General features: G+C 73.4%; 22 protein-coding genes and 1 pseudogene. 12 read left to right on the top strand and 11 right to left on the bottom strand.

The window, feature by feature from the left end; translation table 11 throughout:
* From BXY45_RS24290 to BXY45_RS15530, 6 genes are all read right to left on the bottom strand, one after another.
* Window positions 1–1,748: hypothetical protein (locus tag BXY45_RS24290; RefSeq protein ID WP_245961854.1), on the bottom strand; the 1,748-nt coding region annotated here is incomplete at its 3' end.
* A gap of 104 nt (window positions 1,749–1,852) precedes the next feature.
* Window positions 1,853–2,623, bottom strand: coding sequence for a hypothetical protein (locus tag BXY45_RS23880; protein ID WP_211319615.1), 771 nt, complete (start codon window positions 2,621–2,623; stop codon window positions 1,853–1,855).
* 130 nt (window positions 2,624–2,753) lie between these two features.
* Window positions 2,754–3,716, bottom strand: a complete 963-nt coding sequence (locus tag BXY45_RS15515) for a D-2-hydroxyacid dehydrogenase family protein (RefSeq protein WP_109775430.1) — start codon at window positions 3,714–3,716, stop codon at window positions 2,754–2,756.
* A 61-nt stretch (window positions 3,717–3,777) separates the two neighbouring features.
* Entirely contained in the window at window positions 3,778–3,957 is a 180-nt protein-coding gene (locus tag BXY45_RS15520; RefSeq protein ID WP_109775431.1) for a hypothetical protein, read from the bottom strand.
* A 180-nt stretch (window positions 3,958–4,137) separates the two neighbouring features.
* Window positions 4,138–4,578: a hypothetical protein gene (locus BXY45_RS15525; protein ID WP_109775432.1), complete on the bottom strand. Its 441-nt coding sequence runs from the start codon at window positions 4,576–4,578 to the stop codon at window positions 4,138–4,140.
* Between the two features lie 82 nt (window positions 4,579–4,660).
* Window positions 4,661–5,068 (bottom strand): MarR family transcriptional regulator, encoded by a 408-nt coding sequence (locus tag BXY45_RS15530; RefSeq protein WP_109775433.1) that lies wholly within the window; start codon window positions 5,066–5,068, stop codon window positions 4,661–4,663.
* A gap of 119 nt (window positions 5,069–5,187) precedes the next feature.
* Between BXY45_RS15530 and BXY45_RS15535 the strand changes: the two are divergent.
* Window positions 5,188–5,442: pseudogene (locus tag BXY45_RS15535) on the top strand (flavodoxin family protein); the annotation flags it as partial.
* Between the two features lie 6 nt (window positions 5,443–5,448).
* Here the strand turns inward: BXY45_RS15535 and BXY45_RS15540 are convergent.
* Complete coding sequence (locus tag BXY45_RS15540; protein ID WP_211319617.1) at window positions 5,449–5,949, bottom strand: GNAT family N-acetyltransferase; 501 nt, start codon at window positions 5,947–5,949, stop codon at window positions 5,449–5,451.
* An 88-nt stretch (window positions 5,950–6,037) separates the two neighbouring features.
* On the opposite strand from BXY45_RS15540, the gene BXY45_RS15545 reads away from it, so the two are divergent.
* Window positions 6,038–6,490 carry a hypothetical protein gene (locus BXY45_RS15545; RefSeq protein WP_146211232.1) on the top strand — a complete coding sequence of 151 codons (453 nt, stop codon included), beginning with the start codon at window positions 6,038–6,040 and terminating at the stop codon, window positions 6,488–6,490.
* 57 nt (window positions 6,491–6,547) lie between these two features.
* Here the strand turns inward: BXY45_RS15545 and BXY45_RS15550 are convergent, their stop codons facing one another.
* Entirely contained in the window at window positions 6,548–8,380 is a 1,833-nt protein-coding gene (locus BXY45_RS15550; RefSeq protein WP_109775435.1) for a putative bifunctional diguanylate cyclase/phosphodiesterase, read from the bottom strand.
* 207 nt (window positions 8,381–8,587) lie between these two features.
* Here BXY45_RS15550 and BXY45_RS15555 point away from each other — a divergent pair, with 207 nt between their 5' ends.
* Both BXY45_RS15555 and BXY45_RS15560 read left to right on the top strand, forming a co-directional pair.
* On the top strand, window positions 8,588–8,980 hold the full coding sequence (locus BXY45_RS15555) for an STAS domain-containing protein (protein WP_109775436.1): 393 nt from the start codon (window positions 8,588–8,590) through the stop codon (window positions 8,978–8,980).
* Window positions 8,977–11,529, top strand: coding sequence for a GAF domain-containing SpoIIE family protein phosphatase (locus BXY45_RS15560; RefSeq protein WP_109775437.1), 2,553 nt, complete (start codon window positions 8,977–8,979; stop codon window positions 11,527–11,529). The genes BXY45_RS15555 and BXY45_RS15560 overlap by 4 nt, the downstream gene beginning before the upstream one ends.
* 20 nt (window positions 11,530–11,549) lie before the next feature.
* Here BXY45_RS15560 and BXY45_RS15565 read toward each other — a convergent pair whose 3' ends face one another.
* Window positions 11,550–12,365 carry a GNAT family N-acetyltransferase gene (locus BXY45_RS15565; RefSeq protein WP_170131552.1) on the bottom strand — a complete coding sequence of 272 codons (816 nt, stop codon included), beginning with the start codon at window positions 12,363–12,365 and terminating at the stop codon, window positions 11,550–11,552.
* A gap of 198 nt (window positions 12,366–12,563) precedes the next feature.
* On the opposite strand from BXY45_RS15565, the gene BXY45_RS15570 reads away from it, so the two are divergent.
* Window positions 12,564–12,872 carry a hypothetical protein gene (locus BXY45_RS15570; protein ID WP_170131553.1) on the top strand — a complete coding sequence of 103 codons (309 nt, stop codon included), beginning with the start codon at window positions 12,564–12,566 and terminating at the stop codon, window positions 12,870–12,872.
* 135 nt (window positions 12,873–13,007) lie between these two features.
* Here the strand turns inward: BXY45_RS15570 and BXY45_RS15575 are convergent, their stop codons facing one another.
* Window positions 13,008–13,247 carry an ester cyclase gene (locus tag BXY45_RS15575; protein ID WP_109775440.1) on the bottom strand — a complete coding sequence of 80 codons (240 nt, stop codon included), beginning with the start codon at window positions 13,245–13,247 and terminating at the stop codon, window positions 13,008–13,010.
* A 44-nt stretch (window positions 13,248–13,291) separates the two neighbouring features.
* Here BXY45_RS15575 and BXY45_RS15580 point away from each other — a divergent pair, with 44 nt between their 5' ends.
* The 7 genes from BXY45_RS15580 to BXY45_RS15610 all read left to right on the top strand — a co-directional run bounded on the left by BXY45_RS15580 (window position 13,292) and on the right by BXY45_RS15610 (window position 19,189).
* Complete coding sequence (locus BXY45_RS15580; RefSeq protein ID WP_109775441.1) at window positions 13,292–13,879, top strand: RNA polymerase sigma factor; 588 nt, start codon at window positions 13,292–13,294, stop codon at window positions 13,877–13,879.
* Window positions 13,876–14,961 (top strand): zf-HC2 domain-containing protein, encoded by a 1,086-nt coding sequence (locus tag BXY45_RS15585; RefSeq protein ID WP_109775442.1) that lies wholly within the window; start codon window positions 13,876–13,878, stop codon window positions 14,959–14,961. Before BXY45_RS15580 ends, BXY45_RS15585 begins: the two co-directional genes overlap by 4 nt.
* Complete coding sequence (locus BXY45_RS15590) at window positions 14,958–15,860, top strand: ATP-binding cassette domain-containing protein (protein WP_211319618.1); 903 nt, start codon at window positions 14,958–14,960, stop codon at window positions 15,858–15,860. Before BXY45_RS15585 ends, BXY45_RS15590 begins: the two co-directional genes overlap by 4 nt.
* A complete protein-coding gene (locus BXY45_RS15595) occupies window positions 15,857–17,197 on the top strand; it encodes a hypothetical protein (protein ID WP_146211233.1) in 1,341 nt (446 codons plus the stop codon). Before BXY45_RS15590 ends, BXY45_RS15595 begins: the two co-directional genes overlap by 4 nt.
* Window positions 17,194–17,817 carry a hypothetical protein gene (locus BXY45_RS15600; protein ID WP_109775444.1) on the top strand — a complete coding sequence of 208 codons (624 nt, stop codon included), beginning with the start codon at window positions 17,194–17,196 and terminating at the stop codon, window positions 17,815–17,817. The genes BXY45_RS15595 and BXY45_RS15600 overlap by 4 nt, the downstream gene beginning before the upstream one ends.
* A gap of 89 nt (window positions 17,818–17,906) precedes the next feature.
* A complete protein-coding gene (locus BXY45_RS15605) occupies window positions 17,907–18,632 on the top strand; it encodes a hypothetical protein (RefSeq protein ID WP_109775445.1) in 726 nt (241 codons plus the stop codon).
* The gene (locus tag BXY45_RS15610; RefSeq protein WP_109775446.1) at window positions 18,629–19,189 is read left to right on the top strand and encodes an RNA polymerase sigma factor; all 561 of its coding nucleotides are present in this window, start codon (window positions 18,629–18,631) and stop codon (window positions 19,187–19,189) included. Before BXY45_RS15605 ends, BXY45_RS15610 begins: the two co-directional genes overlap by 4 nt.
* A gap of 12 nt (window positions 19,190–19,201) precedes the next feature.
* Here the strand turns inward: BXY45_RS15610 and BXY45_RS15615 are convergent, their stop codons facing one another.
* On the bottom strand, window positions 19,202–19,924 hold the full coding sequence (locus BXY45_RS15615) for an SDR family NAD(P)-dependent oxidoreductase (protein ID WP_109775447.1): 723 nt from the start codon (window positions 19,922–19,924) through the stop codon (window positions 19,202–19,204).
* Between the last annotated feature and the right edge of the window lie 21 nt (window positions 19,925–19,945).

The following is a 19,945-nucleotide window of genomic DNA, read 5'->3' on the forward strand; positions in this document are numbered from 1 at the left end:
TCCGCCGGCCCCCGCAGCTGCAACCCCGCCTGCCCATCAGCCTCACTCCAGCGCGACGTGGAGCACCCCGCCCGCGCCTTGGCCGCACGAGCCTGAGCAGCATCAGGGTCGATGCGGTGCACCGCGGTGTTCAACCGCTTGGTCCACGCCCGCCGGTTCGGACCCAACCCCGCCCCCGCACTCGGTCGTGACCCCGCCGCATCAGGAGATGGCGACGACGGGGAGGGCCCCTGGGCACCAGCATCGTCAGCGTCATCAGGCCCAGCAGGTGAACCGTCAGCCGAACCGTCGGTCGAGCTGTCGGCCGGGCCAGCAGCTGAACCGTCAGCCGAACCGTCGGTCGAACCGTCGGTCGAACCGTCGGTCGAGCTGTCGGCAGGGCCAGCAGGTGAACCGTCAGCCGGGCTGTCGGTGGGCCAGGTGTCGGACCCGGTAGCTTTGCCCAGCAACTCCCGCCGCACCGCAGCGGCCACCCGCTCGGCATGCTCGCGCGCTGCGACTTCGGCCTCAGCATCGAGCGCTTGGCGGTCCGCAGCCGACCTTGCCCGCAGCTCCTCCTGGGTCAGCGGCGCCTGCCCGGCCTCGGCACGCACCTCGTCCTGAACAGCACGCGCCTGCCTGAGGGCCTCCTCGCGGATGGCGGTCTCCCGCTCCAGCGCGCTCAGGTAGGCGGTGGCACCCACCGCCGTCAGCTGCTCCAACATCCACGTGCCCGCACCCGCGGTGAGCGCCCCGGCGGCCATCGCCGCCGCCACCTCCCGGTGAGCTCCCAAAGCTGCCAGTCCCCGCTCCACCAGAGCATCAGCAGCCGCCGAACCGATCCCCAACCGGGCACACAACTCCGAGGCCGCCGTCGAACGCACCTGCCTGGCCCACGGACGACCCTTGCCATCGCGGGCGGTGGCAGCGCGGGCATCAGCGACGTCCTGCTCAGCCTCCGCCTGCCGGCGAGCAGCGAAGACCCCCGCCAGCTGGTCACGGCGAGCAGCCAACGCCGCCAACTGCCGCTCACACGCCGCGACCGCCTCCACCAACTCCGCATCCGAGACCCCCGCCGACACCCCATCTGAGGCTGCAGCCGGATCCGCCGGGTCCGCCCCCGGCGCGGTCGGGGCCGCCTCAGCATCGACGTCGACACATTCAGCGTCGGCCCGCCCGGTCGACTCGGGATCGTCAGCGAGCCGTTCAGCGGCTTGCGCGTCGCTGGTGGACGCTTCCGAGGCGCCATCGACGCCGAAGTCCTCTGCAGCAGTCTCGTCAGCTGCAGCGGTGCTCGAGCTCGTGGTGGTACCGGTGCTCGCGCCGGTGGCGGGGTCGGCAGCCGCGAGGTCGGGAGCTGGGAGCGCGGAGTCGATAGGCCGGCACGCAGCATCCAGATCCACGGACAACTCGCCCCACAGCGCCTCCACCGCCTGCACCAACCACGACCCCGGAGCCAGGCCAGCCCACGACAACGCCCCACGGTCGCGTACCCCCACCAGGCACGCCTCCGGCGCCAACCCCGGCAACGCACCCCGCGGCCCTGGCAGCGCGGGCGCCACGAGCCGCGCGTCGTCGTCGTCCTCATCAGCAACGGTGACGGGCCGCGGGTCAGTGAACAGCAGCGCCGGCACCCTCAGCGGCTGGCTGAACTGGCCCACCACCCCAGCCGGCGGGTCGATCTCGTAGCCGTGCGGGTGGGCTCCGGCGCGCTGCCGCAGGAGCACCGCGAGGTGATCCTCCAGCACCGAAACCGACGTCGAACCCATGTCCACATCACAGCACCCACCACCGACAACAGGCACTGACCAGCACTTTTGTCAGACGGCCCGACAGCGGTGCCGGCTCTCCACCCGCACCAGCCGGTGAACGGTCACGCCGTCCGTCGTTGCTGCCTCGCCAGACCCACGACGTGCCCCACCGCAGCGGCCAGCGCGGTTCCCCCGGTGAGACCGACAGTCAGCATCATGGCCCCCACGAGGTAGAGCCCCGTGGAGTCGGTGGCCGCCGCCTGCGTGGTCCAGCACACGAGGAACCCGACCGACACACCAGCAGCCACTGCCAGCGGCGACCATCGCGACGCCAGCACGCCCGTCAGCAGCCCCACGGTGACCGCACACCCGGCCACCTGCAGCGTCACGTACGGGTACTGGGTGGTGCCCGTCATGATGTCGAAGCTGGCCGTCCGGTCCCACCCGAGCCACGCGCCCCACACCAGCGCACCGAGCGCGATCGCCAGCCCGAACTGCGCGGACCGACTGGCGGGCCACCGCCGCACGGCGGGCTGGTCGTCGCGAGCCTGCAGCGCCTCACCAGTGGCCGTGCGCCGACGCACCACCCTCAGCAGCAGCACGTGCAGCACCAGGTTCACCAGCACCGGAACGCCCTGCACGACCCAGCTCGGTACGTCGGAAGCCCCCAGCAGGGCGAGCGGGCCGACGACCAGCCACCACGGCGCACCCAGCAAAAGCCGCGTCGCGTCCACCGCACCAGCAACGAGACCCGGCCCCGCAGCAGCAGCGACGCTGACCGGGAGCATCGGCGCCACCACCAGGACGACGACGGCGAGCGTCGCGTGAGCGATCAGCAGCGGCGACCGCCAGCGCGTCCGTCGTCGTCCTGAGGGGTCGTCCGGGATGCTCACCGATCGAGCATGACGCAGCACCGGCCGGCCACCGAGCTCCCGCGCCCAAGATCAGACCTTGGGAGCACGTCCCCTCCTCCCCGGGGAGGAGGGGACGTGCCCGCACGCCCTCGTCGTGCGTCGAGGCGGCTCAGGTGAGCACGCGCACGGGCGCCCCCGCGAGCCATGCGACGACGTCCTCGAGCGCCTCCCCGTAGAACGTCCGGTACGTCGTCTCCGTGACGTATCCGACGTGCGGGGTGAGCACAGTGCGAGGCGCGGTGCGCAGCGGGTGGTCGTGGGGGAGAGGTTCTTCATCGAACACGTCGAGTCCCGCGCCGCCGAGGTGCCCCGAGTGCAGTGCCTCCAGCAGCGCAGCCTCGTCGACGAGCGGCCCCCGCGAGGTGTTGACGAGCAGCGCCCCGGGCTTCATGAGCGCCAGCTCCCGCGCACCGATGATCCCGCGAGACCGCTCCGACAGCTTGAGGTGCAGCGTCACGGCGTCGGAGCGGGCCAGCAGGTCGTCCTTGGTGGTGGGCTCGACGCCGAGGCTGCGGGCCAGGTCGGGGTCGAGGTGCTGGGACCACGCGATCACGTGCATGTCGAACGCCTGCGCCACGCGCGCCACCCGCTGACCGAGCTTGCCCAACCCGACGACACCGAGGACGCCGCCCGCCAGGTCACCCCCGATGCCGGACGCCCGTTCCAGCCGTTGCTGCCACGCCCCCGCGCGCACGCCCGCGTCCAGGCGCGGCACCTGCTTCACGAGTGCGAGCAGCAGCGCCCACGTGAGTTCCGCCGTCCCCGGCTCCACCATCCCGGTGCCGCAGACGACGACGCCGCGGGCGCGGCAGGCGTCGAGGTCGATGGCGGCGTTGCCCATCGCCGTCGTCACCAGCAGGCGTAGGTCGGGCAGGTCGGCGAGGAGGGCCGCGTCGAAGGGGGTGCGCTCGCGCATCGCCACCACCACGGTGGCCCCGGCGAGCGCGCCCCGCAGCGCGGAGCCGGTGAGGTGCTGGTGGACGACGTCGACGTCGACGTCGTCTGGCAGCGAGCCCCAGTCCGCGCAGTCGAGCGCGACGTGCTGGTAGTCGTCGAGAAGAACGATCCTCACGCATCGACGCTACGCGGCGACGGTGCCGCGCAGCGCCCCGGCGACGTGCCGGGAGGCGGGATCAGCGAGAGGCGCTGACCGCGGGGAAGCCGGGGGAGGTCCAGGAGACGCCGCCCTCGTCGAAGCACCCCGCGCACTCGCAAGCGGGCCAGCTAAGGCCGTCCTTGTGGCTGCGCGGCTGCGGGACGAGGCCCGGCTCGACGGCGTGCAGGTCCAGGGCGAAGGCGTGATGTCTGTCCACAGGTCCAGCATCCTCCTCTCGGAGGCCCCTCGCTGGCGTTCCGGACGCTCTCCAGACGCTGTCCAGTCGACGTGCAGACACCCGTCGGTCTTCTGTCATCTCCGCGGGGCATCGACCCGTAGCCCTGGACGGATCGACCGGCGAGTGAGAGCGGACGTGCAGACCAGCGGCGCGAGGCCGTTAGTCGAGCCACCAGCTGGCGATCGGGCTGAGCGCGGCGCAGCCGGCGAGCATCGCCACCGCCAGGAGGACCACGGCAGCTGACGGCACCATCTCGCGCGGTGACCGGTGATCGTGCACCGACTGCAGCACATCGGCCCCGGAGACCATCAGCGCCGAGAACCCCGCCAGCGGTGCGGTGGCGATCGCCAGGTAGCCGAGCACCTGGCTCAGCGTGGACGGCGGGTCGGGCAGGTCACGGGGGTCGTAAGCGCCATTGCTGATCTGATCCACCGGCACCTGCAGCAGACCATTGGCCAGGTATCCGTGCAGAACGGTCACAGCGAACAGCCCCGCGCAAGCGATGACGGTGCCGGTGATCAGGAGGAGCTGGCGCGGGCGGAGGGGACCCAAGGGGCCCTCGACGAGGTCAGCGCTGACCGCGTCGTCGGAGACGCTCATGCCCGGATGGTGGAACGGCGGCGGCCCGCGGCGCAAGCACAACGCGCGGGGAGAGCCCCGACAGGGCGCTCCTCGGCGCGAACTAGCAGTTGCGCGCCGGGCCCGGCATCGCGCCGAGGCGCTCGGCGATGTCGACGAGCACCCGGAGGTGTTCGTCGTCCAGGGGCGCGAGCACGTGCGTGCGCACGGCCTCCACGTGGCCCGGAGCCGCGGCGGCGACGACGTCCCACCCGGCGTCCGTCAGTGTCGCCACGGTGAACCGGCCGTCGTCCGGGTCGGGGGAGCGGTGCACGAGCCCGCGGTCTTCGAGTTTCTTCACCACGTTCGACAGGCGTGACAGCGACCCGCTGGCCAACCGCGCCAGGGAACTCATCCGGGCGCTGCGGCCGGGCAGCATCGACAACGAGCTGAGAACCATGTACTCGAAGAGGCTCAGTCGGGAGTCGCGCTGCAGCTGTGCGTCGAGCGGGCCGGGCAGTAGCGACGCCAGGCCGACGACGGCCTTCCATGCCTCCTGCTGCTCCGCGGAGAGCCACCCGCCGGCGGGGGCGTCATCGCTCGTGGGAGTGCTGGCGACGGCGCTGCGTCGTCGTCCTCCCTCGTCGAGGGCTCGCCGCCGTCCGCGGCGGCAACTACAGCGCCGGCACCCCGCGGGAGGGCTGGGACCACTCCACCGCGTACCTGCGCCGGATCCTCGCCGACGTGTGGGGCGCCGAGCTCACCGTGGTCGAGCGCGACTTCACCCTCGTGGGTGTCAACCCCGCGCTCGACGCGTTCACCGAGCAGGCGAAGGTGCTGCACGCCGAAGCGCTGTCCGCGGCGCGCGAGGCCGGGCGCGCGCTCGGCGCCGTCCCCGTCGGCTGAGCTTCGTCAGCCCCGCCGCCGCAGGGGGCGCGAGCGCCACACGACGTCGTGCTCGCGCCGCCCTGACGGCGCCGGCTCGACGCGGTCCACGGTGAAGCCCTCTCGCTCGTAGAACGCCGCCGCGCGCACGTTGCCGGCGAAGTGCTCGAGCAGGAGGCGCTCGTCGTCGTCGTCGACCAGCTCCTCCACCGCCGCGAGTAGACGCGGGCCGAGCCCGGCGCCGCGGTGGTCGGGGTGCACGTAGAGCTTCCACACCACGGGCGCCCCCTCCCAGCGACCCAGCTCCGCGACCCCCACCACCTTGCCGAGAGTCTCAGCGACGACGACGAGCCCCGCGGCGGTCGCCGTGGTCATGGCCGCGTCCGTCCACCACTGCCGAACCTGCCCGGCCGCGGCCGCCGCCCCGAGGATCGGCGTGTAGTGGCGCGCGACGTGGGCGCGCCCGAAGTGCGTGATCTGGGACACGTCGTCCAGCTCGGCCTTTCGTACTGCCAGCTCGTCCGTCACGGGATCAACCTGCCGAATGACGACCGCGGGCGCTGAGGACCCCTAGCGTGATCACTCCGTCACGCTGAAGGAGTCACCCGTGCATCCCATGCCGTCTGCACGCGCCCTGTTCGGCGTGGGTGTCCTCGCCCTCGGCCTGGTCCTCTCCGGGTGCGGGGGCAGCGCCAGTGCCTCCGCGCCTCCCGAAGACGCATCACCGCCGCAGGTGGTGCGCGCTTACCTCGACGCGATCCAGGCCGGGGACGACGACGCAGCCGCCGCGGTGAGCACCCCGGGCTACGCCGACTCGGACCCGTGGCAGCACGGGTCGGACCCGCGGCTGCGCGACGTCAGCGTGTCGGCCGATTCCACTCCGTACGACACCGCCTCGAGCCCACCGGCGCTCCAGGCATGGGAGCAGGTCCGGTACGTCACGGTGACCTTAACGGTGACCGGAGACGGCTCCGGCTTCTCGACGGACGTCCCCAGCGGCTGGGGGTACGTGCTCGTCCGCCACACCGACGCTGACCCTTGGCGTATCGCCGAGGCCGGGGTGGGCTGAGCACGGCCGCGTGGCGAGGGCCGGCCGCGAGGGTGCCAGCGGACAGGTGTGGGGCGCCTACGGGGCCGGCTCAGCGGCCGGGCGGTCTGTGGCGTGCCCGGACGCGCGGTAGTGCTCGGCGAGCACCGCCGCCGTCGCCGGCCGGGCGAAGTGGTAGCCCTGCGCGAGCGGGCAGTCGAGCTCGACGAGGAGCTGGGCCTGTTCAAGCGTCTCGACGCCCTCCGCGATGACCACGAGGCCGATGGCCCGGCTCATCGCCAGCATGCCTGCCATCACCGCGCGTCGGCGGGGGCTCGTGAGGAGTTCGCCGATGAAGCCGGAGTCCAGCTTGAGGAAGTCGACGGGGAGCTCGTCGAGGCGGCTCAGGCACGAGTAGCCCGTGCCGAAGTCGTCGATGGCGACCTGGATGCCGCACCAGCGCAGATCCTCCAGCGCCTCGCGTGCGACGGCGGAACTGGCATCGACGACGCTCTCGGTCACCTCGACGACCAGCTGCTTCGGGTTCCACCCACTCCCGACCAGCGCGTCGACCACGCTGTTCACGAAGCCGGGGTGCACGAGCTGCTTGCCCGAGACGTTGAAGGTGAGCAGGAAGTCGTGCCCGATCTCCTCGCGCAGGGCCTCGGCCTCCGCCAGGGCTCGGCGGAGGATCACTGCGCCCAGGTCGACGACCAGGCCGTGCTCCTCGGCGAGCTGGATGAACTCCGCTGGCGAGACGAACCCGCGCTCCGGGTGGATCCACCGGGCCAGCGCCTCGACGCCGAGCAGTCGGCCATCGCTCGGGTCGACCAGGGGCTGCAGCGCCACGGAGATGGCGTTGGCGCTGATGGCCGTAGTGAGGTCCTGGATGAGCTGCAGATCGTCGCTCGTCGACGCGAGGATGCGCCCGCGTCCGGATGACTTCGCCTGGTGCAGCGCAGCTGCGGCCCGACGGGTGACCCGGGGGGCGTCCTCGCCGGGGACCAGTTGCGCGACGCCCGCCGAGACGCCCACCGGCGCCGCCACCGAGCGCAGCCGTTCGGCCAGCTCCAGGGCGGCCTGGACGGTGCAGCCGCGGGCGATGACGGCGAACTCGTCCCCGCCCAGGCGCGCCAGCGTGGCGTGCGGGGCTGTGGTGCGCAGCTCGTGCGCCAGGTCCGCCGCGAGGTGGGCGAGCACGGTGTCTCCCGCCGCGCTGCCCTGCGTCGCGTTGATCTCCTTGAAGTCGTCGACGTCGAGCAGCACCACCGACAGTGGCTCGCCCTTGCGCCCCGCCACCTGCACCCAGCGCTCCAGGAGTCCATCGAAGGCGCGGCGGTCCGCGAGCCCGGTGAGGTCGTCGACCTGGGCGCTGGTTGCCCCGCGGAGGCGCAGGCCGATGACCGCGACCATCCCCAGCTCGACCAGCACGAGGGCCGCCACCGCGCTCGGGTGCACGTCGCGCCACAGGAGGGCGCCACCGATCGGCACGAGCAGGGCCGCGCTGCGCAGGAGCGCTCGCCGCAGCGTGTGGAAGAAGACATGGTCGACGGCGCAGAAGGTGAAGATGCCCGCGGTCGCCAGAGCAGCGGCGTTCGACTCGCTGCACACGACAGCGACAGCGATCATCAGCCCTGCCTGGCCCACGAGCACGTGCAGCGACCAGCGCGGCAGCAGCGCCCCCCACCGCAGCGTGCCCACACCGCACACGGCTGCCAGCGCGGAGAGGACGAGGACCACTGCTGTGCCGCTCGTAGGCGACGCCCATGTCGGGAGGGTGGTGATTCCGGCTGCCACACCGCCGACGACATTGCCCCACCCGGCGGTACGCCCCACCCGCCAGGGCGCGGAGGCGGACGGTGCCGCGGGCGGGGTGGAACTCATGGTCCGGGTTTCGGTCGCAGGGCGGCGGTCCTTGATGGAGCTGATCATGATTGTCCTCCAGATGGGGGGCCGGGTGTGCGTCCTCCCTGACGTCGGGCCGCGGCCCTGGCGGAAGGGCCTGCGTCAGGGCTCGGCGGGCGAGACCAGGAGCGGTGCGAGATCCTCTGCGGGTGCACCGGCAGATGCCGGTGCCAGCCGCTGTCAGCGTGAGCGCAGACCGCGGCTGACACCCGCCAACCGTGGAACGAGGCCCCCGTGCGCCGCCCGCTCGACGTCGACCTCCACCGCAACGATGAGAACGATGAGGTGGAGGTCCTCCACCTCATCGGAGACCTCGACCTCCAGTCGGCTCCCGAGCTGCGCGGGTGGTCCTCGGAGCTGCTGGCGGAGCCCGCGGACGGCGGTGAGCGGGCCACCGTCGTCGTCGTCGACCTCACCGATGTGCCCTTCGTCGACTCCACCGGTGTCGGTGCCCTGCTGTCGGTACGGCGCGAAGTGCGCGCCCGCGGCGGCGAGCTGGTGCTGGCCGGGCCCAGCCCGGAACTGCGCCACCTGCTGGGGTCGCTGGGGCTGCCCGCGGTGCTGCGCGTCTACGACACCCGCGACGACGCCGTCGCCCACTTACGCCAGCCGGACGTGTCCTCGTGACCGCCGACGGACAGGACCCGCTGCGCCAGGCCTCCCTCGGGCTGGAGCTGGGCGGTGGCGCCCGGCTGATGCTGCCCCGAGGGGTCGCGCAGGTGCGCCCGGATGCCCCCGCCGCGGTGCTCGTGGTCGACCTGGCCGCGCGCCGGGTGCTGTACGCCAACGAGGTTGCGGCACAGCTGGCCCCCGGGCTGACGCTCCCGGTGACCGTCGAAGACTGGTCGGCAGCCGCTGACCTGCGTGACCTCGACGGAGAGCAGCTCGACGAGACCGCGCACCCGCTCTGGCGCATCGCGCGGTTCGAGCCGGTGGCCGGGCAGGGGGTCTCCGCTGCCCGGCACTCGGACATGGGCCGCAGCCGCGAACCGCTGTGGGTGGTGGCGCTGCCACTGGACGACGCCCCCGACCTGCAGGGACGCGCCCTGGTCGTGTTCCTGCCGGTGCGCGACCGCGAGGAGATGCAGCAGCGCGCACAGGAGGCGCACGCTGCCGCGTCCCCTGGCCCTGGTGGGGCGGCCGGCCGGCCGGGCGCGGCGGGCTCATCGGGCCAGTCGGTCTCCCTGGTGCCAGTGGTGCCACTGGTCCCACTGACCCCGTCGGGTGCGCAGGACGACGACGGCGGGGTGCTGCTGCGAGAAGCCGCCGTGCTGGCCACCGGCCTGTCGTTCACGGTTGCCGACGCCCACGCGCCGGACCTGCCGCTGGTGTGGGTGAACCCCGCGTTCACCGCGGTCACCGGGTACACCTTCGAGCAGGCGGTAGGCCGCAACTGTCGGTTCCTCCAGGGGCCGGGATCCGACCCCGCGAGCGCGTTGCGGATGCGTGAGGCCCTGGAGACGGGCCGGTCCATCACGGAGGTGCTGCTCAACTACCGCGCCGACGGCACGGCGTTCTGGAACCAGGTGGCGATGAGCCCCGTCGTCGACGCGAACGGTGAGGTCACGCACTACGTCGGTATCCAGACCGACGTGTCGGGCCGGATCGCCGCCGACGCCGAGCGTGACCGCGCGCTCGCGGCGGAGCAGGCGGCGCGAGCTGAGGTGGAGGTCGCCAACGCGCGGCTGCGGCTGCTGGCGGAGGTGACCCGCCAGCTGTCGGAGGTCACCGACGCGCGGGTGGCTGTGGACAGGCTGGCGCACCTCGTCGTCCCCGACCTGGCCGACTTCGCGATGATCGCCGTGGTGGGTGACGACACGTCGGCCACCTCCCTGCCCGATCTGCGGTACGCCGATGTCGATGACGAGCCGGACGCGCCCGACGAGGCGGCTGGGGACGGCGACGGCGACGCGGGTGGCGCGTCGCAGCGTGCGTCGTCGTCGGATCCTGCCGCGCCCGCGCGTCCCCCGCGCCGGCGTCGGGGTCTGCGCGACGTGGCGTGGTGGCATCACGACGCTGACCGCCGCACGCTGGTCCGGGAGATCGCGACCCGGCGGCTGTCCGAGCTCAACGAGGCGGGCAACCAGCTCCTGCTGTCGCTGCTCGGCCCCGATGCTGTCGCCGTGGCTGCCCCGGGCACACCTCCCGACGGGAGGTCGGTGGCTGAAGACCTCGCCCGCATGATGCGTCCCGGCCGAGCCCGCGACGCGCTGCTGGCGCTGAACCCCTCGTCGATGGCGACGTGGTCGCTGCGCAGCGGCGGTCGCACGCTGGGGCTGCTCACCGTAGGCACCGACCGTGAGCGGGAGCCGCTCACGCAGCACGACGTGGACCTGGGTTCCGACATCGCCGCCCGCGCCGGGCTGGCCCTGGACCGTTCCCGCCTGTACCGCCAGCAACGCGACCTCGCGGAGGGACTCCAGCGGTCGCTGCTCACGCTTTCGCCCGGGGCCGTTCCGAGTCACGTCGACGTCGCCGTGCGGTACGTCGCCGCAGCGGAAGCCGCACGCGTGGGTGGCGACTTCTACGACGTCTTCACCCAGCCCGGCGGGGCTGCCGTCGCCGTCATCGGCGACGTCATGGGCCACGACACCGACGCCGCCGCCTCGATGGCGCAGCTGCGCTCGACCGTCCGCACGCTGGGGATGCTCACCGACGACGGGCCCGCCGAGGTGCTGCGCCGCGCCGACGCGCTGATGCGCGCCTCGGGGATGGACACGACGGCGACGTCGGCCGTCGTGCGCCTCGCGGCGCCCGGCGATGTCAGCAGCCCAGTGCCTGCTCATGGTGATGAGGCCCCCGCGGTGCTCGTGGAGTGGTCCAACGCGGGCCACCCGCCGCCGCTCGTCCTCGCCAAGGACGGCGTGGTGCGGCTCCTCACCGCGCCGTCCACGGACCTCCTGCTCGGTGTCGACCCAGCCACCCGGCGCCGTCAGACGAAGCTCTCTCTGGGCGTGGGCGCCACGCTGCTGCTCTACACCGACGGCCTCGTGGAGCGGCGTGATCAGCCTCTGCTCCAGGGCATTCGGCGGTTGCAGCAGGTGGTGAAGCGGGTGGCGCCGCAGGCGGCCGACCTGCACCAGCTCCTGGACCTCGTGCTCGAGGAGATGCTCCCGCCGGTGGTCACCGACGACGTCGCCGTCGTCGCCCTCCGCCTGACCTGCCCCCCACCGTGATCATGGACGTTGTGCACGCTTCAGAGGCCGAGGACCGACTGGGGGCCTGACAGGCGCAGCTGCACGTCGACCTCGGAGAAGCCGAGGCGCTCGTAGAGCCTCATCGCTGCCGAGTCGCGCTCCGCGACGATGACCAGTCGCTGCGCCCCCAGCGCGTCGAGGGCCCAGCGCCCCGCCGCAGCGAGCATCGCCGACGCGACGCCGCGCCTGCGCCAGTCCGGGTGGGTGTCCACGGACTGGTAGCGCGCGTCGGGGCCCCCGTCGCTGAAGACGCCGAGCCCGCCCACTAGGGCTTCGCCGACGAACGCGCCGAACCACCGCCCGCTACCGCGCTCGACCGCCCCGCGGTAGGCGGCCAGCTGCTGGGTGAGGAAGTCGACGTCGGCGTCGTCCTCGTAGCCGTTGTTCACGCGCTGCAGCTCGAAGGCGGCGGCCCAGTCGCCGTCGTCCTCCAGCGCCCTGACCGTCATCCCGTCGGGGACGGGGGCGGACGGAGCCGCATCAGAGACCAGGGCCACGTCGCCCTCGAGGTCAAGCCGGGCGATGTAGCCGGGAAGCACGATCATGGGTGGGCTGGGGGCGATGCCGAACCTCACGGTCGTCTCACCGGGGAAGGCACTGCGGAAGAGGCCGAGCGCCTCGAACCAGTCCGCACCGTCGTCCGAGTCGTCGACCAGCACGAAGTTGCCCCACCGGTAGGTGGGGTTGCTCGGCGTCCTCACGAGCGTGAGCGGACCGTGTTCGGTGATGTCGCTGCCGGTCAGTCGCAGCACCACCAGATCGGTGCGGTGTCCGAGGCTCATCGACGGCGATCCGGTGATGCCGGTGAGAGGCATGCGCGACTCCAGGTCACTCGACGGGGTGCTCGGGCGGAAGAGATCATCACCTTCCCATGTGGCCCCGGCAGCCACCGGGCGGACCTCGGCACGATCAAGCGTCTGCGCGCCACATCGGCGGCCTTCACCGAAGGGGTGGAGCGGTTTGCTCCGCGACGGGAGTGGACCGGGTAGGCCTCGGAGGCCACACTCCGTGGCGTGCAGGAGGACCTCGGGACAGGTGCCGCCCTCGACGTCGTCGTCGACCTCGTACGAGCGGCCGTTCATGACCGCTTGCTCGACGACGTCGGCTCGCTCACCGGCGGGCTGTCCGCCCGGGGGTGGCGGCGCCACCGGCGCGGTGGCGTGTGGGAGCTGGCCCACCCGGTGGCCCTGTCCGCGTGGACGTCGGTGACCCCGCCCACCGTCTCGGTCCGCTTGGACTACGAGGACGACGATGACCCGCTCGTCGTCCGCGCCGTCCGCGGACACGCGCACGTCCGCGCCTTCGTCGCAGGTCAACGCTGATGGGGCCGTGCGGCGCCCAGCTGCTGGGCCCTGGAGGCCTCCGAGGTTCCTACGCCGACGCCTTCGCCGAGTGGGACGCCTCCGGCGAGGGCGAGTCGTGGGAGACAGCCACTGCCGACGGTCTCGACGAAGAACTCATGCCGCATCCAGTGCTCTGAGCGCGTCGCGGACCACGGGGAACAGGTCGCCCCAGACGCCGACGATCTTGCCTCCCACCACCCGGTAGAAGACCAGCTCCTGCGTGCGCACGGTCCGCCCGGTCGGGGCGATTCCCTCGAAGACGCCCGTGTGCGTGCCCTGCCCGACCAGCCGGGCGGGGCATCGGAGAGCGCGACGGCATGCGTGACGCTCGCACCGCGGGGCCGTGGTCACCACACGGGTGCGAGAACCGCGATCGCTCGCCGTGCGTCAGAGGGAGTGTGAGGAGCGTGGACCCGGCGGCCGCCGACGACGCGGCGCTGCTGCGCGCCAGCGCCCGCGGTGACGCGGCGGCGTTCGGGGAGCTCTACGACCGGCTCGCGCCGATGGTGCTCGTGCGGCTGCGCCGCCGCTGCTCGGACGACGACGTCGTCGTCGACGTCCTCCAGGAGGCGTTCAGCTCCGCCTGGCGCGCGGCCGGCACGTGGGACGGGCGCGGTGACGTGGCCGCCTGGGTGTGGACGATCGCCGCGCGCCGGTTGGTCGACGCGTTCCGGCGGCGGGCGGTCCGGGAGAAGACGGCCGCCGTGGCCCATCACGGCCACGTGGAGCTCGAGCACCTGCACGCGACATCGGGGGCCCGGGCCTGGGTCCCCTCGGCGGAGGAGGACGTGGTGGACGGACTGCTGACCGGGCCGCTGGCCGCGGCGGTGGAGGGACTGTCGCCGGAGCTGCGCGCCGTGCTGCAGGCCACGGTGCTCGACGGGCTAAGCACCCGCGAGGCTGCGGTGCTGCTCGGGGTGCCCGAGGGCACGGTGAAAACGCGAGCCATGCGCGCCCGTGCCCAGGTCCGGGCGGCCCTCGCATGAGCGCGCCCCAGCCCCAGCCTCAGTCCCAGCCCAGCGCGTCCCCGCAGCCGTGGCACGCGAGTCCGGCGCTGCTGGTCGCCTACACCCTCGGGCGGCTCAGCGCCGCCGACGCCTGGAGCGCGGAAGCGCACCTGGTCTCCTGCCCCTCGTGCCGCGCCGAGCTGGGGCGGATCGTGGACGACGTCGACGACACCCGCGACGTGCTCGCGCTCGCACGGACCCGCGTGCTCTCCCAGCCCCCGCCGGCTCCAGCTGCCCAGCGGCTCGGGCAGCGTGCGGCCAGCGCCGGACTGCGCCGGGCGATCGTCCGGGTCGGCGCTCGCTCAGGCGCTCCGTGGCACCTGCGGTGGGTGGTGCGACCGGCGTCCCTGGGGGCTGTGGCCCTGGCGGTGGCCGCGGCGACGGCGTTCGCGGGGATCTCCCACGTCGTCGTCGGTGCCACCAACAGCCCGACCAGCGGCACCGCCTGGCTGCTGTGGTTGCTGGCGCCCGCCGTGCCCGTGGCGGGAGTGGCCCTCAGCGGCCTCGGTGCTGGCGACGAGCTCGAGCTCGAACTGGCCACACCGTCCGCCGGATGGCGGCTCGTGCTGTGGCGCGCGCTCGCCGTGGTCGTCACGGCGGTGCCGCTTGCCCTGCTCGCCGGCTGGGTGACCGCGTCGCTCACCGGACCGGCCCCGCCCGGGCTGGTGCCGCCGGGTACGTCGGGGGTCAGCGGGGCGTGGCTGCCCGTCCTGTGGCTGCTGCCGGCGCTCGCGCTCACCGCGACCGCGCTGGCGCTCGGCACCTGGCTGGTGCTCTGGCAGGCGGCGGCGGTGGTCGGGGTTGTCTGGCTGCTGGTGGTCGGGGTGCCGTCGCTGGTCCTCCGGACGCCGTCGTCCTCGGCCGTGGGCAGCGCGCTCGACAGCTCCGCAACCCCCTTCGCGTCCGCCTGGGTGGTGCACCTCATCAGCGGGTGGGCGCAGCCGGTGTGGCTGCTCGTGCTGGCCGCCGCGGTGGTCGTGGTGGTGGTGCGGCGTGACGCGTTCGGAACGGTCAAGCCGTCGCTGACCGCGCGGTGGACAACGGGAGGTGGCGAGGCGTGAGCGAGCAGGTGCTGGTCGAGGTGTCCGACCTGGCGGTGGTCCTAGGGCGGGGGAAGAAGCAGCGGCGGGCCGTGGACGGGCTGGACCTGCGGCTCGGTGCGGGCGTGCACGGGCTGCTCGGCCCGAACGGCGCGGGCAAGACGACGCTCGTGCGGGTGCTCGCCACCGTGCTGCCACCCAGCAGCGGTGACATCAGCCTGCTCGGCGTGGACGTCCGCGACGTCCGCCGACGCCGCGAGCTGCGTCGCCAGATCGGCTACCTGCCCCAGGCGTTCGGCTACTACCCGCGGTTCACCGTGCGCGAGTTCGTCGAGTACTTCGCCTGGCTCAAGGAGGTGCCGGCCGCGCGCGCCGGAGTCGCCGTCGACACCGCGCTGGAGCGCGTGGGCCTCGCCGATCGGGCCGGTGACCGCATGAAGTCGCTGTCCGGCGGCATGCTGCGGCGCGCGGGCGTGGCGCAGGCGCTGGTCAACGACCCCCGCGTGCTGCTGCTCGACGAGCCCACCGCCGGCCTCGACCCCGAACAGCGCGTGGCGTTCCGTTCGCTGCTGCGCGAGCTGGCGCTCGACGCCGCCGTCGTCGTCTCCACCCACCTCGTCGAGGACGTCGCCGGTGCCTGCACCCACGTGGTGCTCATGGAGGCGGGCCGCGTGGTGGCCACCGGAACCCCGGCGGGGCTCGCCGAGGCAGGTCGGCGCGGGCTGGTTCACGACGGCGACGGTGTCTGCGGTCTGGTGGGTTCTGGCTCCGCCGATGACGGGCTCGCCTCTGCGATCGAGCGCGGCTACACCGGCGTGCTGCGCGCGGCGCGGGTCAGCGGGCCGGGCGCGGCGCCCGTCGTCCTGCCCGAGCCGGCGGCGAGCACCTCCGGAGCCCCGACCTCGGCGGCCGGCGCATGACCTGGCGGGGCGTGGGCGCCCTGGAGTGGCGGCGCACCGGTGGCGCGTTCGTCGCCGTGGCGCTGGCCCTCACGGGGGTGGTCCTCTTCGCGGCCAAGCAGCGGCCTTTCAACACCTGGTCGACCTGGTCATCGACGGTGGCCGACGCCCTGGAGTTCGTCTCGTCGTCCGGAATCGTGCTCGGGCCGGTGGTCGCGACGGTGGCTGCGTGGGTCGCTGGGCGCGAGCGCCGCCGTCGCATGGGCGACCTCCTGGCCAGCACCGCACGCCCGTCGTGGCAGCGGCGGCTCGCCACGTCGGGCGCCGTCTCGGCCGCGCTGCTGCTCGGCTGGCTCATCCAGACCGCCGTGGTCGTGGGCGGGGTGTTTCCTTCGGTCTCGTACTGGGGCGGACGGTGGTGGGCGACGCTGCTGTTGATGGCGCTCGGCATGCTGCTCTGCGCCGCCGTGGGATCGGCCTTCGGCCGGTGGGTACCGGGTCGGCTCGTCCCCCCGGCGCTGGGCATCGTGCTCTACGTCCTCACGGCCATCCCCGTCTACCTCGATGCCCGCTGGATCCAGCTGGTGCCCGTGGGCAACCTCGCCGTCTTCGACGGCGAGCAGCTGGAGGCCCGGGTCATCCCGCTGGCTGCGGCCTGGACGGGATCCCTCGTGGTGATGATCGGCGTGGTGGCACTGGGCCGACGACGCCACTGGCGCGTGGCGGCGGCCGCCGCCGGGGTGGCTGTCGTCTGTGCGGCGGCCCTGCAGGTGGCGCCCCACCTCGGGCGCGACGGCGCTCCCGGCGTCGAGCCCGTGCAGCGCTCCTGGGTGGAAGCTGACCCGGCCGCCGTCGTCCCGGTGTGCACCGACGACGCCCCCGTCGTCTGCGTGCAGCGCATTCACGCCGGGTTCCTCCGCGACGTGGCGCCCGTCGCTCGACAGCAGCTGCAGGTGGTGGGCCGCTACCTGCCTGTCGACCGCGCCGAGGAGCTCGACTGGGGCGTCACCGGTGCCGCTGACGTGTTCCCGCTCATCCCCCTCTCGGGGATGGGGCAGCCCTACCGCTCAGGGGCTGACCCTGACGCCCTGCAGCAGTGGGCCGGCAGCAACCTCAGCTCGCTGACCGCCTTCTACTGCCCCGAGATGGAGCACACGTCCCCGGCCTGGGCCGTCACCGTGAGCGACACTGCTGACCTACTGCTCGGACAGCAGGCGTTCGCCCAGGACGAGCGCGGCGCGGCCCTCGCTGCGCGGCTGGAGGCCGACCCGGCGCAGGCCCGTGCGTGGATGGCCTCCTTCCTCACCGCGTCACGGTCCTGTGACGTGCCCGAGCTCGAGCGGCTGGCCGCCTGGTGAGAGGCATCTGGCTCCACGCCCGCGCGCGGCACGTGCCGGAGGCGCTGGTGGCGCTCGTCGTCGTCGTCCTCGTGGGAGCGTGGTGCGCTGACGCGCTGAGCAGCAGCCCCCGCTTCGGCGGACGGTTCGCCCGGCCTCCGGTGGTGGTGGGCGCGGCGCTCGCGGGGGCGCTGCTGGTACTGGCGACCCTCGCAGGCGCCGACACCTCCCTCGAGCGCAGCGCGGCCCGGACCACCGCGCGGTGGCGGGCTACCCACGCGGTGCTCGCCGTGGCGCTGGCCGTGGGGGCGCTCGTCCTGGCGGTGCTACCCGACCCGTGGCACTTCGGTGCTGTGGCGATGGCCCGCAACACCGCGGGCTTCGCCGGCATCGCGCTGGCCTCGGCGGCTCTGCTGCCGGCGCGTGCGGCGTGGGCGCCGGTGTTCGGGTACGGCACGGTCGTCTACCTCGCCGCGCCCAAGCCGACGATCGACGGGGCAGGCTGGTGGGCGTGGCCCACGGTCTCCGGCGTCCCTGCTGACTCAGGCCCGGCTGTGGTCTCGGCGCTCGCGGCGCTCGTGGTGGGCGTTGTGCTGTACGCGGTGCGGGGGCCGGTGCCGGTGGCGCCCGAGGTGGTCTGAGAAATGTGGAGCGGCGGTGGACGTTTCGCGCCGTCCCGGACACGTAGAGGTGCGCGCATGTCCTGACACCACCTTCCCGAGGAGCCACCATGGCGACCCACCTCCTGCCGCCGCCGCGAGACCACGACGACGACGGCCTCGACCTGCTACTCACGCGCACCGCGCCGCCCGTCGTCAACGGGCCGGAGGTCGACGCGCAGGTGCAGGCGCTGCTGCAGGCAGCCCGGCCGGGCACGGTGACACCGATCACGGGCGGTCGGCGCCAGAAGCTGAGGAGGCGCCTCCTGCTGGGCGCAGGGGCGGTGGTGCTGGCGGCGTCCGGTGCGTCGATGGCTGCCGCCAACGACGACAGCCCCCAGAGCTTCCGGGCAGAGACCGCCGGCTGGACGATGTCATCGGTCACGGACCACATGGAGCCGGGACGCTGCGCTGCGGTCGGGCTCGACCTCGACCTCGACACCGACCGCGGAGGCGTCGACGGGCCCGCGTTCCAGGCGGCCCTCGCCTACCTGGCGTCCCTGTCCGTGGAGGACGTCGATCCGACGGCGGAGTTCTTGAAGAAGCGCGAGGAGCTGGTGACCGAGGTCGACGCTGACGGGAACGACCTCCGCACCGTCCCGGCCAAGGAGCTCTACACCGACGAGCAGATGCTGGCCGACGCTTACCAGACCACGGTCTGGAACATGATGGAGGCCCACGTCGCCGCTCAGGGGATGGAGGTCGGCCCGTGGTCGGGGGTCAGCGTGGCGCGCCTCTGCCAGGCCCCGGCAGGCACCGCGGCGGACTCGACGACCGAGACCGGGGCCTCGCGATGAGCCGCACCACTCGGGCTGTTGCTGATGGTCCCTCCGAGCGGCTCACCGCGGCGGTCCAGGCGCACGGCTCCGACGTGCTCGCCTACCTCCAGCGCCGCGTCCGACCCACCGAAGACGCCGCCGACCTGCTCTCGGAGGTCTTCGTGATCGCCTGGCGCAAGGTCGACCACCTGCCCGCAGCCGACGAGCCGCTGCGCATGTGGCTGTTCGTCACCGCCCGCAACGTGCTGGCCAACCACGTCCGCGGCACGCGGCGCGCCGACGACCTCGCCGCCGCGCTGCGCACGCAGCTCGCGGAGCAGCTGCGGACTCAACCGGCCGCAGCGTCGCCGTCGTCGTCCTCGGTGAGCGTCGAGGAAGCTCTCGACGCGCTCCCGGACGCCCAGCGGGAGCTCGTGCGCCTCGTGCACTGGGAGGGCTTCAGCATCGCCGAGGCGGCGCAGATGACCGACGTCACTGCGTCCACGGCCCGCAGCCGGTACGCCGCGGCCCGTGCGACGCTCGCTGCGCGGCTGAAGCCCGCGCGCCCGCCGGTCGTGGTGGCCGTGGGGCCGTGAGCCGCTGACGCGTCACCAGGCGACGGGCCGCCCGTCCCGGTCGATGAACTGCAGGCCGGGCCGCCCCTTCTGCGCCTCCACCGCGTCGAGCAGTGGCGGCACGGCCTCCTCGACGGTGGACCCCGCCTGCGGGCCGCCGAGGTCGGTGCGGACCCACCCGGGCGCCAGCAGGAGCAGCGTGTGCTGCCCCTGCAGGCGCGCCGCGTAGCTGCGCATGAGCTGGTTGAGCGCCGCCTTGCTCGCCCGGTACACCTCCCAGCCGCCGCCGTGGTTGCCCGAGACGCTGCCCTGGCCGGAGGACATGACGGCGATCGTCCCCGCCGGTGCGACCAGGTGGCTGAGCTGCTCGACCACCCTCATGGGCGACAGGGCGTTGGTGACGAGCACCCGCGAGAACTCCTCGGCGCTCATCGTCGCGGCGGTGAGCTGCTGGTCGTGCGTGACGCCGGCGCTGACGAGCAGGAGGTCGAAGGTCCATTGCGCCAACCGGTCGCGCAGGGCGCTGACCTGCACCGGGTCGGTGATGTCGAGCCGTTCGACCAGCAGCCGTCCGGCTGCGCCGTCGGCCAGCTCGTGGAGCGCGGCCGGCACGACACCGCGGACGGTGGCCACCACCCGGGTGCCGCGCCGGAGCAGCTCGGCGGTGATCCCCAGCCCGAGTCCCCGGGAGGCGCCGATGACGAGCGCGGAAGCCGGGTGCGCCGCTCCGGCGCTGCTGGACGTGCTGTCGCTCATGGCTGCTCCTCAGGTTCGGTG

It is taken from the genome of Quadrisphaera granulorum, assembly GCF_003149145.1.
GTDB classification, from domain to species: Bacteria; Actinomycetota; Actinomycetes; order Actinomycetales; family Quadrisphaeraceae; genus Quadrisphaera; species Quadrisphaera granulorum.

Coding starts and splice junctions, on each gene's coding strand:
- BXY45_RS15595 (WP_146211233.1), top strand. CDS start 15,857: ATGACCTGGCGGGGCGTGGGCGCCCTGGAGTGGCGGCGCACCGGTGGC.
- BXY45_RS15605 (WP_109775445.1), top strand. CDS start 17,907: ATGGCGACCCACCTCCTGCCGCCGCCGCGAGACCACGACGACGACGGC.
- BXY45_RS15550 (WP_109775435.1), bottom strand. CDS start 8,380: ATGATCAGCTCCATCAAGGACCGCCGCCCTGCGACCGAAACCCGGACC.
- BXY45_RS15610 (WP_109775446.1), top strand. CDS start 18,629: ATGAGCCGCACCACTCGGGCTGTTGCTGATGGTCCCTCCGAGCGGCTC.
- BXY45_RS15565 (WP_170131552.1), bottom strand. CDS start 12,365: ATGCCTCTCACCGGCATCACCGGATCGCCGTCGATGAGCCTCGGACAC.
- BXY45_RS15615 (WP_109775447.1), bottom strand. CDS start 19,924: ATGAGCGACAGCACGTCCAGCAGCGCCGGAGCGGCGCACCCGGCTTCC.
- BXY45_RS15545 (WP_146211232.1), top strand. CDS start 6,038: ATGCCGTCTGCACGCGCCCTGTTCGGCGTGGGTGTCCTCGCCCTCGGC.
- BXY45_RS15525 (WP_109775432.1), bottom strand. CDS start 4,578: ATGAGCGTCTCCGACGACGCGGTCAGCGCTGACCTCGTCGAGGGCCCC.
- BXY45_RS15585 (WP_109775442.1), top strand. CDS start 13,876: ATGAGCGCGCCCCAGCCCCAGCCTCAGTCCCAGCCCAGCGCGTCCCCG.